Raw genomic sequence first — 15,310 nt, 5'->3', positions numbered from 1 at the left:
ACGCCGCCACGGGCCTCCAGGCCGTCAGCTGGTCGCGCGACTGACCCGCTCAGCCCCGACAGGCCCGCTCAGTCGCGCGTCGTGATCCCGAAGGGCGAGCTCTCGAGGTTCGTGAAGTTCCCCACCGTCGCCCGGACGGTGCACGACGGGGCGACGGAGAGTGCGGTGACCACGAGCCCGTCGGACGACACGGCCAACGCGCCCGAGCAGCCGTCGGCAAACCGGACGCCGGACTCACCGCCGGCCACGTCGACGAGCATCTGCGACGGCCGCCCGCTGCTCGGACTGCGGTAGAGCGGGTTGAGCTCGTCGGCACCGTTCGGCCAGACCGGCACCAGGGTCACCGGCAGCGCCGTCTGGCTGACCGTCCGGTCGGGCGTGCGGACCTCGACGCCCTGCAGCCGCTGGACGGGGTAGGCAGTCCCGCGGACGGCGTCGTCGGTCACGGCTGTGGTGGTCGCCTCGCCGACACCCTCGAGCCAGGTCTGCAGCGCGGCACCGTCCTTGACAGAGAGTGGCACAGAGGCCTCGACCGTGACGTCTCCACCGGCGGGGACCTCGACGCCGGACAGGCTCCACGCACACGCCGTGTCCACACCGGTCAGCGACGGCTGGTTGCGCTTCGCCGTGATGCCCTCGCCGGACCAAGTGGCCGCGGGGCAGGAGGCTCCCGACCGAGCACCTGGCAGCACCTCGAGGAACGGTCCGCTGAGGGTGGCCGCCTGCGCCGCGTACGTGATGCGCAGGTCCACGGTGCCCTTCGCCGGGTCGATGGTGGCACGCCGTGTGGTCGCGAGGCCGGTGGGAAGCGGCTGGTCCTGCTGGTAGGCGTTGGCGGCCTGTGCGGTCGCGGAACCGGGCCCCGGCGTCTTCTGGAGAGCTCCGGGCAGCCACACGACGCCACCGACGATCAGTGCGGCGACGAGCACGACGCCGATGCCGCCGAACAGGAGCGCACGGTTGGTCAGCCATTCGGGGCGGGCGAACCGACGCGTCGGTTCGGGCTCGGCGGCCGGTGCGGCGGGCAGCGGCTGCCGCGCCATCGGCCGGATGACGGTCTGCGACCCGGCGGGGCCGAGCTCCGGGGCCGGCCCGACGACCGCGGTGTCGTCCCCGGTGGCGGTGGTCCGGGATCCCGTCGCGTCGTCGGGGCGGACCCCACGGACGACGGTCGCCGGACGCTCGACCTCGTCGAACGAGTCCGGGTCGCTGGAAGCGACCAGCGCGGATGCCGAGGCGAGGGACCGTGCGAGCCGACGGAGAGTCCCCGCCGCGTCGGCCGCCGACGGCCGGGCGTTCGGGTCCTTCGCCAGCAGGGCAGACACCGCCGTCCACAACGGGTCCGGCACGTCGAGTGGGGGCGGGTTCGACGTGACGTGCCGGTACGCCACTGCGAAGTCCGTGCCAGGCCCGGCGAACGGCGTGCGACCGGACAGCAGCTCGTAGAGCATGACCCCGGCGCCGTAGACGTCGGCGGCCGGACCCGAGCGGCCGTGGCTGATCGACTCGGGTGCCATGTACTGCGGTGTGCCGAGGAGCCCGGTGGTGGTGCGCTCGCGCTCGGCGACGACGGAAGCGATGCCGAAGTCGCTGACCCGGACGTCGCCGGTCGCGCCGGACTCCCACGGGGCCTGGAGCAACACGTTGTCGGGCTTGACGTCACGGTGGGTGACGTCCTGCTCGTGCGCCGCAGCGAGGGCGTCGAGGGTCTCGGCGGTGATGGTCAGGGCGTCACGCGGAGTGAGCGGCCCGTTCGCCGCGAGCAGGTCGCGGGCGGATCCGCCCGGCACCAGGTCCATGACGATCGCGAGCCGGTCACCCTCGACGACCAGGTCACGGACGCGCACGACGGACGGGTGCTGCAGGGCGAGGAGCACGGAGCGCTCCCGGACGAAGCGCTCGACGATCTGCGGGTCGGCGGCGAGTTCGGCACGCAGGAGCTTCGCTGCGAAGGCCTCACCGGTCGCAGTGTGTTCGACGCGCCAGACCTCACCGGTGGCACCGGTCCCGAGCAGTTCGACCAGTCGGTAGGACGCACCGAGCGGTTCGCCCTGGCCGTACTGCCCTTGACGGTCCTGCGCCACGCGTTCCCCGATCCCCCCGATGGCCGACCCCTCGCCGACCACGCAATGTTACCGGCCGGGCTGCTCCGGCGCCGCGTACTGCACGTCGATCGCGTGCTGCGTGAACCCCGAGCGCCGGTACAGCGCGAGCGCCGGCTCGTTGTCCCCCTCGACGTACAGTGCGGCGGCGCTCAGCCCGCGGCCGTGCAGCCGGGCGGTGCCCGCGCGCATGAGCACACCACCGAGCCGCTGTCCCTGCAGGTCGGGCCGCACGGCGACGGCGTAGAACTCGCCGATGCCGTCCTCGACCTTGAGCCAGCACGACCCGGCGAGCTGCCCGGAGGCATCGCGGAGCAAGAGCAGGTCGTCGCCGGAGAACCAGGCGTCGGCTTCTCGGGCGTGCAGGTCGTCCAACGTCATCCGCCCCTGCTCGGGGTGGTGCGCGAAGGCTGCGGCGTTCAGCGCGAGCCAGTCGGTCTCGTCGTCGGTGCCCGGGCGGAACGCCGACAGGCTGAACCCGTCGGGCAGCTCGACGTCGGCGGCGACGTCCACCTCGGAGTCGGCGACGGGCGCCCGGAGCTGCAGCAGCGTGCGGACCGCGCGCCAGCCGAACCGGTCGGCCAGCGCCCGCGCTGCCGGGTGGTCCCCGTGCGCCCAGGCGAGCCGGGGAGCGGCCCCGCCGCCCAGCGCGAGCGCCTGCGTCACCAGGGCGGTGCCGATGCCGCGGCCGCGGGCCTCCTGGGCGACGACCATCTCGAGCTCACCGTCACGGACCACGGCGACCCCGTCGTCGACGGACAGGACGCTCGCGCGCCCGGCGCGGACGTCCACCAGGGTCTGGTCGGAGAACGGCGGGGCCTCGCCGGGGGCGACGAAGGCGCCGAGGTCGGGCAGCACTACTGCCCCATCAGGCGCTCGGCCTCGTCGTCGTAGACGTTGAAGCGGTACCCGACGTTGCGGACGGTGCCGATGAGTGACTCGAGGTCCCCGAGCTTGGCGCGGAGCCGTCGTACGTGCACGTCGACGGTGCGGGTGCCACCGAAGTAGTCGTAGCCCCAGACCTCGCTGAGCAGCTGCTCGCGGGTGAAGACGCGTGACGGGTGGGTGGCGAAGAACCGCAGGAGCTCGAACTCCTTGAACGTCAGGTCGAGCGGCCGACCGCGGACCTTGGCGGAGTAGCTGGCCTCGTCGATGACGACACCGGACGCCTGGATCTTCGAACTCGTCTGGCCCTTCGCGGCACGACCGGCCGACAGGCGGATGCGGGCGTCGATCTCGGCGGGGCCGGCGCTCTCGAGCACGACGTCGTCGACGTTCCAGTCGCTGTTCACCGCGGTCAGACCGCCCTCAGTGACGACGAGCACGATCGGCGTGGTCGACCCCGACGAGGCGAGGATCTTGCACAGGGCCTTCGCGCTGACCAGGTCGGTGCGGGCGTCCACGAACATCAGGTCGCTCTGCGGGGCGTTGACCAGCTGCGCGGCCTCGGCCGGCACGTGGCGGATCCGGTGGCTCAGGAGGCCCAGGCTCGGCAGGACGTCTCCGGGCGCGGTCGAGGTGAGTACCAGGAGCTGTGCCACAGGACCTCCGGAGGTGGATGACGTCGTGGAGACATCCTAGTGATGCTCGGGAAGGACTCATCCGGCCGGACGGATTGCGCGCCGTCCCGCACAGCACCGCACCGGCGGTGCGAGCGTCCCGCACGAGCACCGCACCCGGCGGTGCAAGCGTCCCGCACGAGCACCGCACCCGACGGTGCGAGCATTCCGCACGTCCCCTGTCATGATGGATCGCGTGACCGAGCCCGTGCACCCCACCGACCAGCGTCGCCTGCGGCTGACGTCCGTCCTGCCGGTCTGGGTGCTGGCGGTCGTCGGGGCGGTGCTCGTCCTGACCCTGGCCGAGCGTGACTCGTTCGCCTGGCTGCTGCTCGTCTTCGTCGCCTGCGTCATGGTCAGCTTCGTGCTGCAGCTCATCACCGCCACCAAGGACGGGCTGGTCGAACGGATCAGCATCGCGTCGTCCGGGGCGTTCGTCGTGGTGCTCGTCACCGCGGTGGTGCTCCTGGCGCGTTGAGCCGAGCCGCGTAGACTCCGGACCATGGATTCGCTGCTTGCGCTCGAGCTCTTCTACGTCGGCCTCCTCGGCCTGGCGTCGCTCGCGATCGCGTTCATCTCGGTGGTCGTCGTCGTGAAGCTGTTCAAGGGTCAGCGTTGATCGAGCTGCCCGAAGGCCTCGCCCCCGAACTGGTCCCGCTGTCGTGGCTGGTCGGCGTGTGGGAGGGCACCGGTGTGGTCGAGTACCCGGTCGGTGACGACGACGAGGTCCGGAACTACGAGTTCGGCCAGCGCGTCAGCTTCAGCCACGACGGCCTGCCCTACCTGAACTACTCGTCCACCACGTGGCTGCTCGACGACGACCACACCCCGCTCGCCGCCGAGATGGGCTACTGGCGGATCGACCGTCCGACCGAGCCCGGCGACCGCGGCCCCGCGATGCTCCTGGGCGACGGTCCTACCCCCTTCAGCACGGTCGAGAGCGTCGAGGCGCTCCGCAACACGACCGACGGCTTCGACGTCGAGGCCGCGATCATCCACCCGACGGGCGTCAACGAGCTCTACGTCGGCCGTGTGCTGAAGGGCCGGATCGACCTGTCGACCGACGCCGTGCTGCGCTCGCCGAACGCGAAGGACTACTCCGCCGCGACCCGCCTGTACGGCCTGGTCGAGGGCAAGCTCTTCTGGGCGTGGGACATCGCCGCGCTCGGCCGTGAACTCACCTCGCACGCCTCGGGGCAGCTCGCGAAGGTCGACTGATGTCGGTGTTCGCCGCGCGGGACGGCTTCGTCGCGGCCGATTCGGTCGCCGCGCACTTCGGCAACCCGATCGGGGAACAGCGACTGCTGTCCCGCGGCCGCGCCGTCGTCGAGCTCGGTCTGGGTGTTGTCACGGTCTCCGGGCCGGACCGCCTGTCGTGGCTCAACTCGATCACCTCGCAGCAGCTCACCGGGTTGCCCACGGGCGTCAGCACCGAGACGCTCGTGCTCGACCAGGCCGGACGCGTCGAGCACGCGGCCCGGATCGTGGACGACGGTGCGACCGCCTGGCTGCTCTCCGAGCGCGCTGACGCTGCGCCGCTCGCCGGCTGGCTCGACTCGATGCGCTTCATGCTCCGGGTCGAGGTCGCCGACCGATCGGCCGACTTCGTCACCCTCGGCTGGCTCGGCGAGGCCGCACCGTTCGCCTCCGTCGAACTGCCCGAACCACCCGTCGCCGAGTGGGTCGACCCGTGGGGCGTCGTCACGCCCGGCGGGTGGGGCTACGCCGCCCAGGAGGCCCACCCCGGCTCCGACTGGACCCTCCGCATCGCCGTGGTCACCCCCGGCACCGCGGCCGCGATCGCCGCGTCGGACGTCCCCGTCGCGGGGCTCCTGGCGTACGAGGCGTTGCGGATCGCCGCCTGGCGACCGGTCCTGTCCGACGTCGACGAGCGGACGATCCCGCACGAGCTCGACTGGCTGCGTTCCGCCGTGCACCTGTCGAAGGGCTGCTACCGCGGGCAGGAGACCGTCGCCAAGGTCCACAACCTCGGGCACCCGCCGCGTCGGGCCGTGCTGCTGCACCTGGACGGGTCCGACGGCGTGCTGCCGGCACCCGGCACCCCCGTGCTGCTCGACGACAAGCCCGTCGGACGGCTGTCGGCGTCGGCGATCCACCACGAGCTCGGTCCGATCGGGCTCGCCGTGGTGAAGCGTTCCCTCGACCCCACCGCGACCCTGCGGCTCGAGGCCGACGACGTCGTGGTGACCGCGGCGCAGGAGACCATCGTCCCGCCCGAGGCCGGTGCGACGGCGAACGTCCCGCGCCTGCCCCGTCTCGGAGCCGTGAAGCGCTCCTAGCCTGCGCGTTGACGGTCGCAAGACACCGGTGTTCGCCGGTCGCACCGCGGTTCGCGGGTGTTCGGAGCGCGAACACCGGTGTTCTGCGCCGCTGCGTCAGGCGGGCTCGACGGCCGACCAGGGGACGCTGAGCTCGCCGAGCCGCCACCTGGTCACGCCGTGCAGCACCGGCCACCCGCGGTCGCGCATGCCGCGCACCGTGGCGATCCACCGCTGCCGGGGTCCGTACGTACCGAGCGGTGCGGCGACCGCCCACGACAGGTCGAGGTCCCGCAGGAACGCGTGCACCCGTTCGCCGGGCACGTTGCGGTGGATCAGGGCCTTCGGCAGGCGCTCCGCGACGATCGAGGGCACGTCGAGCCCGGCGAGCCGGAGCGACACCGTGAAGGTCCGTGGCGCGACGTCGTCGAGCGTGACCCACGATGCGACCCGGCCGACCTCGTTGCAGGTCCCCTCGACGAGCGCACCGCCGGGCTGCAGCCGGTCCTGCATGATCCGCCACGACCCGACCACCGCGGACTCGTCGTACTGCCGCAGCACGTTGAAGGCCCGGATGACGGCGGGTCGGCGCTGCCCGGGCGTCGGCGTCTCGAAGCCACCCAGGCGGAAGGTCACGCCGTCGCGTGTCCCGGCGTTCGCGAGCGCGACCCGCGAGGGCTCGATCTCGATGCCGGTCACCTCGACGTCCGGTCGGACGGCCGCCAGCCGGTCGCGGAGCTCGAGGGTGGTGGTCGGCGATGCCCCGTAGCCGACGTCGGCGACGAGCGGGTCGTCCGTCCGGCGCAGCACCGGCAGGGTCGCGATCCACCGGTCGACGCGGCGGAGCCGGTTGTACCCGGTCGTCCCGCGCGTCACGTTCCCGATGGGCATGCGTCAAGGGTACGGGGCCGGTACCGCTCGGTAGACTCGGAGGCATGACCTCCACGCTCGTCCTGCTCCGTCACGGCAACAGTGACTGGAACCAGAAGAACCTGTTCACCGGTTGGGTCGACGTCCGGCTCAGCGAGCTGGGCGAGAAGGAGGCGAAGCGCGCCGGCGACCTCATCGCCGAGTCCGGCATCGTCCCCGACGTCCTGTACACCTCGCTCCTGACCCGCGCGATCCAGACCGCGGACATCGCGCTGCTGCAGGCCGACCTGGCCTGGCTGCCGGTGAAGCGCGACTGGCGCCTCAACGAGCGCCACTACGGCGCCCTGCAGGGCAAGGACAAGGCCCAGACCCTGGCCGAGTACGGCGAGCAGCAGTTCATGGAGTGGCGCCGCTCGTTCGACGTCCCGCCGCCGCCCATCGCAGACGGAGCCGAGTGGTCGCAGTCCGGTGACCGCCGCTACGCCGAGCTCGGCGACCAGCTGCCCCGCACCGAGTCGCTCAAGCTCGTGATCGACCGCCTGCTGCCGTACTGGGAGTCCGACATCACGAAGGACCTCGCCGCCGGCAAGACCGTGCTCGTCACTGCCCACGGCAACTCGCTGCGTGCGCTCGTGAAGCACCTCGACGGCATCTCCGACGACGACATCGCCGGTCTGAACATCCCGACCGGCATCCCGCTGGTGTACGAGCTCGACGACGACTTCACGCCGACGAAGCCCGCGTACTACCTGGACCCCGAGGCCGCCGCTGCCGGCGCCGCCGCCGTGGCCGCCCAGGGCGCCAAGAAGTAGCGCCCCGCAGAACGCCCCGTCCGGCATCCGGGCGGGGCGTTGGTGCGTGTGCCGTGCTTGCCGGAAGCGACAGAGTGGGCCGCCAACGTTCCGCCGACTCCTGTCGCTCTGCCAGGAGGAACGGATCGCCCCGTCGACGACGTGTCGCTCCGGCAGCATGGTCGGCTCGACGAGCCGTGGCTGGTCAGACGAAGTGCGACGCGATCTCCTGCACCAGGGCCCCGACGTCGTAGGGCTTCGTGGTGTCGACCCGGATCACCGGGACACCGGCGAGCCCGACCGGGTGCGCGTCGTCGCCGTGCTCGTCCCAGAAGGCCAGCACGTCGGCCATGTCCCCGTGCACCTCGTGCCGCACCGGCACGGTGCCCGGGTCGTACCGGTCCCGCAGCCGCTGCTCGGCGGTGGCGCGGTCCGTGTCGCACCACACCTCGACGGCGCGCGGCGACCCGGCGGAGGCGAGCCCGGCCTCCAGGCGGTCCCGGTCGCGGGACGGCAGCCAGACGGCGTCGAGGACGACCCCGTTCTCGACGGCCCGGGCCATGGACCACATCGTGTCCATGGCGATGCCGCCGAGCGGACGCGAGGCGATCATCGGGCCGACGACGTCGGCCAGGGGCTCCTTGATGCGGTCCTTCGACAGGAACGGGCAGCCGAGCACCTCGGCGAGTGCCGTGCCGATCGTGCTCTTGCCGGAACCGGGCATGCCGTTGACGATGATCGCGACCTGGGCCATGCCACGATCCTCGCAGACCGATCGGGTCGGGTCAGACCGCCGCGGTCGAGGTGGACGCGCCGGTCCAGTCGCCGGTCGCCAGGTACTCGACCTTCTTCGCGATCGAGACCGCGTGGTCGGCGAAGCGCTCGTGGTAGCGGGAGGCCAGGGTGGCGTCGACCGTGTCGATCGGGCCGCCCTTCCAGGCCTCGCCGAGCACGAAGTCGAAGACGCTGGCGTGCAGCTCGTCGACGGCGTCGTCCTCGTCGCGGATCTCGGCCGACAGTGCGATGTCCTCGGTGGCGAGCAGGCGCGTGAGCTTCTGCGCCATCGCGACGTCGTGCTTGCCCATCTCCTTGAAGGTGCTGCGGAGGCCCTTCGGCACGACCTTCTCGGGGAATCGCTGGCGGGCGAGCTGCGCGATGTGCTCGGCCATGTCTCCCATGCGCTCGAGCGAGGAGCTGACGCGCAGGGCGGTGACGACGACGCGCAGGTCGCGGGCCACCGGCGCCTGGCGGGCCAGGATGTCGATCGCGATCTCGTCGAGGCTGTTCGCAGCGAGGTCGATCTTCTCGTCGTCGGCGATCACCTCTTCGGCGAGGGCGACGTCGGAGTCGCCGAAGGCCTGCGTGGCTCGGGTGATGGCGGACTCGACGAGCCCGGCGATCTCGGTCAGTCGCTCCTGGACGTCCTGGAGTTCCTGCTGGAAGACTTCGCGCATGGGGGAGTACCTCTCTCTGCGTACCGGACGAGTGTCGTCAGCGCAGGTGAACGAACGGTGACGCGGGGCTGAACGCTTCGCGTTCTGGCCTTCCGCGGACGGTGAACGGTACCGGAACCCCGCATGACCATCCCTACACTGGCGGCATGGACAACGCGTGGCTCGTGCCACTGTCGATGCTCCTCGGCGGGGTCTTCGGCGCGGGCGTCGTGGTGCTGATCATCACCGCCGAGCGCACGGCACGTGCTGCTGACGTGGCGGAGCGGACCCTGCCGGACGGTGTCGCAGCGGTCATCTCGACGATGCACAACCCGGCGGTCGTCATCGACCCGTCGAACACCGTCGTCGCGGCATCGCCCCAGGCGCTCACCGCGGGGCTCGTCGTGCGCCGACGTCTGGTGCACCAGGAACTGCTCGGCCTGATCGACCGGGTGCGCAAGAGCGGGGAGATGGGGGCGGAGGACCTCGAGCTGCCACGCGGCCGCCACGGGGAGCTCATCGGCTACCTCAGCTTCCGCGCCGCCCAGCTGGGCAACCGGTACGTCCTGCTCACCGCGGACGACCTGACCGAGAGCCGCCGCATCGACGAGGTCCGCCGCGACTTCGTCGCCAACATCTCGCACGAGCTGAAGACCCCGATCGGTGCCATCGGGCTGCTGTCGGAGACGCTCGTGCTCGCCGCCGACGACCCCGCGCACGTCAAGAAGTTCGCCGCGCAGCTCATCACCGAGTCCGAGCGGCTCGGGGCGCTGACGAAGGACATCATCGAGCTGTCCCGCCTGCAGTCGGTCGACGCGCTCGAGAACAGCGAGGAGACCGGCATCGACAAGATCGTGCAGGCCGCCATCGACGGCAACGAGGTCGTCGCCCGCGCCCGGTCGATCGAGATCATCCGCGCCAAGAAGTCGAAGCTGCGGGTGATGGGCGACCCGGGCCTGCTGCAGGTCGCGGTGTCGAACCTCATCGCCAACGCGGTGAAGTACTCGCCGGACGGCACCCGCGTCGGTGTGGGCGTCCGGTCGTCGAAGGGCTTCGTCGAGATCGCCGTCACCGACCAGGGTGTTGGCATCCCCGAGGCCGACCTCGACCGCGTCTTCGAACGGTTCTACCGTGTCGATCCCGCACGGTCGCGCGCCACCGGGGGCACCGGCCTCGGGCTCGCGATCGTCAAGCACGTCGTCAGCAACCACGGTGGTGACGTGCGCGTCTGGTCGCAGTCCGGCAAGGGCTCGACCTTCACCATCCGTCTGCCCGAGGCAGATCCCGAACTGACCACAGCCCTCGAAGAGCAACTGGAAGAGCAGCCATCGTGACCAAGATCCTCATCGTCGACGACGAGCCGGCCCTGAGCGAGCCCCTGGAGTTCCTGCTGCAGCGTGAGGGGTACGAGACCTCCGTCGCTGCCGACGGCGTGACAGCGCTGTCGAAGTTCGACACGGAGAACCCCGACCTGGTGCTCCTCGACCTCATGCTGCCGGGCCTGAGCGGCACCGAGGTGTGCCGGCAGATCCGGACCCGCTCGAACGCGCCGATCATCATGCTGACCGCGAAGGACTCGGAGGTGGACATCGTCGTCGGGCTCGAACTCGGCGCCGACGACTACGTCACGAAGCCGTACTCGACGCGGGAGCTCCTGGCCCGGATCCGTGCGGTGCTCCGACGGCGTACCGAGGACGACCCGGCCGACAGCGGCATCCTGCAGGTCGGCGGCATCCGGATGGACGTCGAGCGCCACACGGTGTCCGTCGACGGGTCCGAGACGCCGATGCCGCTCAAGGAGTTCGAGCTCCTCGAGCTGCTGCTCCGGAACGCCGGCCGCGTGCTGACCCGTGGGCAGCTCATCGACCGGGTGTGGGGGTCCGACTACTTCGGCGACACCAAGACCCTCGACGTGCACATCAAGCGCATCCGCTCGAAGATCGAGCGGGTGCCGTCGACCCCCGAGATCCTGGTGACGGTCCGCGGTCTCGGCTACCGCATCGAGGCGTAGGCCCCGCGACCGGTCACGACTCACCGCGCGTCGTCCTGGGAGTGGTCGCAAGTCGTCGCCTCCGGCGCCTTGCAGTGACGGTTCGTGACCACTCGACGAGTGGTCTGCGACGAGTCATGACCGGGCCGCGCGCGAGGGCGCGCGCGACGGCTGGCGACGGCTGGCGACGGCTGGTGTGTGCACCGCACGGACAGCTGGTGTGTGCACCGCACGGACAGGAGGCCCGGTGCCGGTCTCTGGGACCGGCACCGGGCCTCCCGGTCTTCAGTGGTCGAGCGTCGCGTCAGCGCGTCAGCGCGGACGGACTACTGGCCGTCCGTCGGCGTGGCCGTCGGGGTCGAGGTCGGCAGCGTGACCGTGTCGGTCGGCTCCGGGGTCGGGCTCGGCGCGAGGGTCTGGTACTCCTCCTGCGAGCTGGTCAGCACCGGCACGTTCGCCGAGGTGCCCTCGGCGTCGGGGTAGCTGAAGTAGACCTTGACGAGCGATCCGGGCTTCGCGTCCGCGTTGTCGAACACGATCGGCTCGGCGTCGGCGGCGGTGGTGCCCTGGGTGGTGTCGCCCTCTTGCACGCTCGACTCGGCGTCGCTGCCCGCACCCGCTGCCATGGCGAGGTCGACGTGGCTGTTCGCCGGCACGTCGACGGTCCGGGTGTCGCCGCCGATCTCGATCGAGACGGTGTAGTCGTCCTGGTCGTCGTTGTTCACGAGCGTGCCGATGAAGCGGGCGCTCTCGCCGTCGTCCGAGATCAGCAGGGCGTTCCGCACGTCGACCTTGCCGGTCGAGACGTCCACGCCGTCGGTGATCTGCTTGATGTCGACGGTGTGGGCCGGCGACATGAACTCGCACCCGGTGGCGCCGAGCGCGATGGTTGCCGCAACGGCGACGGACACGAGTACCCGAGGTCGCAAGAGATTCCTCCGTAAGTCACGATGAGGACCGGGCGGTCCCCGCGTCCATCCTAGCGATCACCGGGAGGGGTGAGCGTTGAGGGTCCCCTTACCGGAACGGCCCTTGTGGTAAACTGGAGGTCTGGGAACGGAGCCTGATACATGCAATTCGAGGTCGGCGAGACCGTCGTCTACCCCCATCACGGGGCGGCAACCATCTCTGAAGTCAAGACTCGCGTCATCAAGGGCGAGGAAAAGGTCTACCTGAAGCTGCGGGTGACGCAGGGCGACCTGACGATCGAGGTCCCGGCGGACAACGTCGACCTGGTCGGCGTCCGCGACGTGATCGGCAAGGAAGGGCTCGACAAGGTGTTCGAGGTCCTCCGGGCGCCGTTCACCGAAGAGCCCACGAACTGGTCACGCCGGTACAAGGCGAACCTCGAGAAGCTCGCCTCCGGTGACGTCATCAAGGTGTCCGAGGTCGTCCGCGACCTCTGGCGGCGCGATCAGGACCGCGGGCTCTCCGCGGGTGAGAAGCGGATGCTGGCCAAGGCCCGGCAGATCCTGATCTCCGAGCTCGCGCTGGCCGAGAAGACCGACGAGGACAAGGCATCGACCGTCCTCGACGAGGTCCTGGCCTCCTGAACGCCTGAACGCTGAACCACTGAGCGCGACAGCACGAACGACGACCGCACGGTTCCCCGACGGGGTGGACCGGGCGGTCGTCGTCGTTGCAGCGGGGTCCGGCACCCGGCTCGGCATCGGGACGGCGAAGGCGTTCGTGCCCGTGGCCGGTTCGCTGATGCTCGCGCGGGCACTCGAGCCCCTGTTCGCGTTGCCGTCGCCGACGCTCGTCGTTGTGGTCGCACCGGCGTCGCACCTGGACGAGTGCCGGCAGGTGGTCGGTTCCGTCGCGGGTGCTGCGGTCGCGTACACGGCCGTCGTGGCCGGAGGCGCGGATCGCCACGGTTCGGTCGAGGCCGGCCTGGCCGTGCTGCCGGACTCCGTCACCACGGTGCTCGTGCACGACGCGGCACGGTGCCTGACACCCGCGGCGCAGTTCGCGCGGGTGTTCGACGCCGTCGCCGCCGGGGACGGTGCGGGCGTCGTGCCGGCACTCCCCGTCACGGACACCGTGAAGCGCGTCGACGGTGACGTCGTCGTCGAGACCGTCGACCGTGCCGCACTCGTCGGGGTGCAGACGCCGCAGGGCTTCCCCCTCGCCGCGCTCCGGCGGGCGTACGCGGTGTCGTCGCGGTCCGAGACGGACGATGCCGGCGTGTTCCAGGCCGTCGGGGGCACCGTCCGGTTCGTACCGGGTGACGCCGACGCCTTCAAGATCACGACGCCGTGGGACCTCGGCCGGGCCGAGTCGATCGTGCGGGCGCGGTCCGAAGCCGGTGCTGGTGCTGGTGCCGGTGCGGCGGGTGCCGGCCAGGCGGACACCGTCGCGGTCCGACTCGGGCTCGGGGTGGACGTGCACGCCTTCGACGACGCCTCGCCCTGCCGCGTCGGGCTGCTCGACTTCCCCGGCGAACCCGGGCTCTCCGGGCACAGCGACGGCGACGCGGTGGCGCACGCGGTGTGCGACGCCCTGCTCTCCGCGGGGGGCCTCGGCGACATCGGCGGCCGCTTCGGCACCGCCGACCCGCACTACGCCGGCGCCACGGGCGACGTCTTCGTCCGCGGCGCGGTCACGCTGCTCGCCGACGCGGGGCTCGTGCCAGTGTCGGTCACCGTGCAGGTCATCGGCAACCGGCCGCGCATCGGTCGTCGCCGTGACGAGATGCAGGACGCCCTGTCCGCCGTGGTCGGCGCACCCGTGGCGGTGTCCGGCACCACGACGGACGGACTCGGGTTCACCGGCCGCGGTGAGGGGCTCGCCGCGATCGCCACCGCGCTCGTGCGTCCCTCCTGAAACCGCGGCCCCGCGCCGATTAGGGTTGAGGCGTGACCGTTCGCCTCTACGACTCCCGCGCCGCAGCCGTCGTCGACCTCGTGCCCCTGGTCGACGGACACGTGAGCGTCTACGTCTGTGGGCCGACGGTGCAGTCGTCGCCGCACATCGGGCACCTGCGGTCCGCGCTGGTCTACGACATCTGGCGCCGGTGGCTCACCCACCGCGGGTACCGGGTGGCCCTGGTGCGCAACGTCACCGACATCGACGACAAGGTCCTCGACCTGGCTGCCGGCACGGACGAAGCGTGGTTCGCACGCGCCTACCGGGTCGAGCTCGAGTTCACCGCCGCGTACAACGCCCTCGGCATCCTGCCCCCGACCTACGAGCCGCGGGCCACGGCGAGCGTGCCGCAGATGCACGAGATCATCCAGCGTCTCATCGACCGCGGGCACGCCTACGCCGCCGACGACGGCTCGGGCGACGTCTACTTCGACACCGGCAGCTGGGCCGACTACGGGGTGCTCACCCGGCAGCGGCGCGAGGACATGGTCGAGGCTGCCGACGCCGATCCGCGTGGCAAGCGCGACGCCCGTGACTTCGCGCTCTGGAAGGGTGCGAAGCCCGGCGAACCGTCGACCGCCAACTGGGACTCCCCGTGGGGCGCCGGCCGTCCGGGCTGGCACATCGAGTGCTCGGCGATGTCACGTCGGTACCTCGGCCCCGCGTTCGACATCCACGGCGGCGGGCTCGACCTGCGCTTCCCGCACCACGAGAACGAGCTCGCGCAGTCCACGGCCGCCGGGGACCCGTTCGCGTCGTACTGGCTGCACAACGGCCTGGTGACGGTCGAGGGGCAGAAGATGTCGAAGTCGCTCGGCAACTCGATCTTCGCCGCGGACTTCATCGGATCTGCTCGTCCCGCGGTCGTCCGGTACTTCCTCGGCGCCGCCCACTACCGCTCGTCGATCGACCACCACGAGGGCTCCCTGGCCGAGGCCGAGGCGGCGTACGACCGCATCGCCGGGTTCCTGGAGCGCGCCGAGCCTCGGCTCGAGGGCGTCCACCTCACCGATGCCCCATCCGTGCCCGAGGCCTTCGCCGCGGCCATGGACGACGACCTCTCCGTGCCCCAGGCCCTGGCCGTGCTGCACGAGACCGTGCGCACCGGCAACGCCGCCCTGGACGCCGACGATGCGGAAACGCTCGGGACCGCGTACCATCAGGTGGCTGCGATGGTGGAGGTGCTCGGCATCGACCCGCGAGCCGCCCACTGGTCGGGCGGCGGCCACGACACCTCGGCAGGCCCGCTCGCCGCCCTCGTCGAACGCCTCGTGCAGGAGCGCGCGGACGCCAGGGCAGCACGGGACTTCACCGCGGCCGACCGCGTGCGCGACGACCTCGCCGCCGCGGGCATCACGATCGAGGACACGCCGTCCGGAACACGCTGGAGCATCGCCTGAACACGGCAGTGCCGAACA

The 15,310-nt window shown here is 71.4% G+C and carries 16 protein-coding genes; 9 read left to right on the top strand and 7 right to left on the bottom strand.

All coding sequences use genetic code 11. The features are described 5' to 3' along the window. Nucleotides 1-68: 68 nt before the first annotated feature. From ASF75_RS12355 to ASF75_RS12345, 3 genes are read right to left on the bottom strand one after another with little or no spacing between them, the layout of a single operon-like run. Entirely contained in the window at nt 69-2,084 is a 2,016-nt protein-coding gene (locus tag ASF75_RS12355; RefSeq protein WP_056072328.1) for a serine/threonine-protein kinase, read from the bottom strand. Between the two features lie 48 nt (nt 2,085-2,132). Further along, complete coding sequence (gene mshD / locus ASF75_RS12350; protein WP_056071814.1) at nt 2,133-2,960, bottom strand: mycothiol synthase; 828 nt, start codon at nt 2,958-2,960, stop codon at nt 2,133-2,135. After that, complete coding sequence (locus tag ASF75_RS12345; RefSeq protein ID WP_017888078.1) at nt 2,960-3,643, bottom strand: DNA-binding response regulator; 684 nt, start codon at nt 3,641-3,643, stop codon at nt 2,960-2,962. The genes mshD and ASF75_RS12345 overlap by 1 nt, the downstream gene beginning before the upstream one ends. A gap of 214 nt (nt 3,644-3,857) precedes the next feature. Here ASF75_RS12345 and ASF75_RS12340 point away from each other — a divergent pair, with 214 nt between their 5' ends. The 3 genes from ASF75_RS12340 to ASF75_RS12330 all read left to right on the top strand — a co-directional run bounded on the left by ASF75_RS12340 (nt 3,858) and on the right by ASF75_RS12330 (nt 5,961). Further along, complete coding sequence (locus ASF75_RS12340; RefSeq protein ID WP_140448504.1) at nt 3,858-4,139, top strand: hypothetical protein; 282 nt, start codon at nt 3,858-3,860, stop codon at nt 4,137-4,139. Nucleotides 4,140-4,276: 137 nt separating this feature from the next. Beyond that, nucleotides 4,277-4,879, top strand: coding sequence for an FABP family protein (locus ASF75_RS12335; RefSeq protein WP_027466617.1), 603 nt, complete (start codon nt 4,277-4,279; stop codon nt 4,877-4,879). Next, the gene (locus ASF75_RS12330; RefSeq protein ID WP_056071812.1) at nt 4,879-5,961 is read left to right on the top strand and encodes a YgfZ/GcvT domain-containing protein; all 1,083 of its coding nucleotides are present in this window, start codon (nt 4,879-4,881) and stop codon (nt 5,959-5,961) included. The genes ASF75_RS12335 and ASF75_RS12330 overlap by 1 nt, the downstream gene beginning before the upstream one ends. 96 nt (nt 5,962-6,057) lie before the next feature. On the opposite strand, the gene ASF75_RS12325 is transcribed toward ASF75_RS12330, so the two are convergent. Then, the gene (locus tag ASF75_RS12325; protein ID WP_056071809.1) at nt 6,058-6,831 is read right to left on the bottom strand and encodes a hypothetical protein; all 774 of its coding nucleotides are present in this window, start codon (nt 6,829-6,831) and stop codon (nt 6,058-6,060) included. A 44-nt stretch (nt 6,832-6,875) separates the two neighbouring features. On the opposite strand from ASF75_RS12325, the gene ASF75_RS12320 reads away from it, so the two are divergent. Beyond that, the gene (locus tag ASF75_RS12320) at nt 6,876-7,622 is read left to right on the top strand and encodes a phosphoglyceromutase (RefSeq protein WP_042539322.1); all 747 of its coding nucleotides are present in this window, start codon (nt 6,876-6,878) and stop codon (nt 7,620-7,622) included. Nucleotides 7,623-7,806: 184 nt separating this feature from the next. On the opposite strand, the gene ASF75_RS12315 is transcribed toward ASF75_RS12320, so the two are convergent. Together ASF75_RS12315 and phoU are read right to left on the bottom strand one after the other, a co-directional pair. Further along, a complete protein-coding gene (locus ASF75_RS12315) occupies nt 7,807-8,355 on the bottom strand; it encodes an AAA family ATPase (protein WP_056071806.1) in 549 nt (182 codons plus the stop codon). A gap of 31 nt (nt 8,356-8,386) precedes the next feature. After that, entirely contained in the window at nt 8,387-9,055 is a 669-nt protein-coding gene (gene phoU / locus ASF75_RS12310; protein WP_017888070.1) for a phosphate signaling complex protein PhoU, read from the bottom strand. A gap of 146 nt (nt 9,056-9,201) precedes the next feature. Between phoU and ASF75_RS12305 the strand changes: the two genes are divergently transcribed. Further along, nucleotides 9,202-10,368: a sensor histidine kinase gene (locus ASF75_RS12305; RefSeq protein WP_017888069.1), complete on the top strand. Its 1,167-nt coding sequence runs from the start codon at nt 9,202-9,204 to the stop codon at nt 10,366-10,368. Then, nucleotides 10,365-11,045, top strand: a complete 681-nt coding sequence (locus ASF75_RS12300) for a response regulator transcription factor (protein WP_017888068.1) — start codon at nt 10,365-10,367, stop codon at nt 11,043-11,045. The genes ASF75_RS12305 and ASF75_RS12300 overlap by 4 nt, the downstream gene beginning before the upstream one ends. Before the next feature lie 305 nt (nt 11,046-11,350). Here the strand turns inward: ASF75_RS12300 and ASF75_RS12295 are convergent, their stop codons facing one another. Continuing rightward, on the bottom strand, nt 11,351-11,953 hold the full coding sequence (locus tag ASF75_RS12295) for a hypothetical protein (RefSeq protein WP_156463876.1): 603 nt from the start codon (nt 11,951-11,953) through the stop codon (nt 11,351-11,353). Nucleotides 11,954-12,094: 141 nt separating this feature from the next. On the opposite strand from ASF75_RS12295, the gene ASF75_RS12290 reads away from it, so the two are divergent. The 3 genes from ASF75_RS12290 to cysS are packed head-to-tail and all read left to right on the top strand — an operon-like array spanning nt 12,095 to nt 15,292. Continuing rightward, entirely contained in the window at nt 12,095-12,577 is a 483-nt protein-coding gene (locus ASF75_RS12290) for a CarD family transcriptional regulator (protein WP_017888066.1), read from the top strand. 4 nt (nt 12,578-12,581) lie between these two features. Continuing rightward, nucleotides 12,582-13,850 carry a 2-C-methyl-D-erythritol 4-phosphate cytidylyltransferase gene (gene ispD / locus ASF75_RS12285; RefSeq protein ID WP_414835791.1) on the top strand — a complete coding sequence of 423 codons (1,269 nt, stop codon included), beginning with the start codon at nt 12,582-12,584 and terminating at the stop codon, nt 13,848-13,850. Nucleotides 13,851-13,882: 32 nt separating this feature from the next. Then, nucleotides 13,883-15,292, top strand: coding sequence for a cysteine--tRNA ligase (gene cysS / locus ASF75_RS12280; protein WP_056071801.1), 1,410 nt, complete (start codon nt 13,883-13,885; stop codon nt 15,290-15,292). The last annotated feature ends 18 nt before the right edge of the window (nt 15,293-15,310 follow it).

The sequence above is a fragment of the Curtobacterium sp. Leaf154 genome (assembly GCF_001424595.1).
GTDB classification, from domain to species: domain Bacteria; phylum Actinomycetota; class Actinomycetes; order Actinomycetales; family Microbacteriaceae; genus Curtobacterium; species Curtobacterium poinsettiae.
Note: the sequence above shows the minus strand (reverse complement) of the source record. Positions and strands in the feature narration are given on the sequence as shown.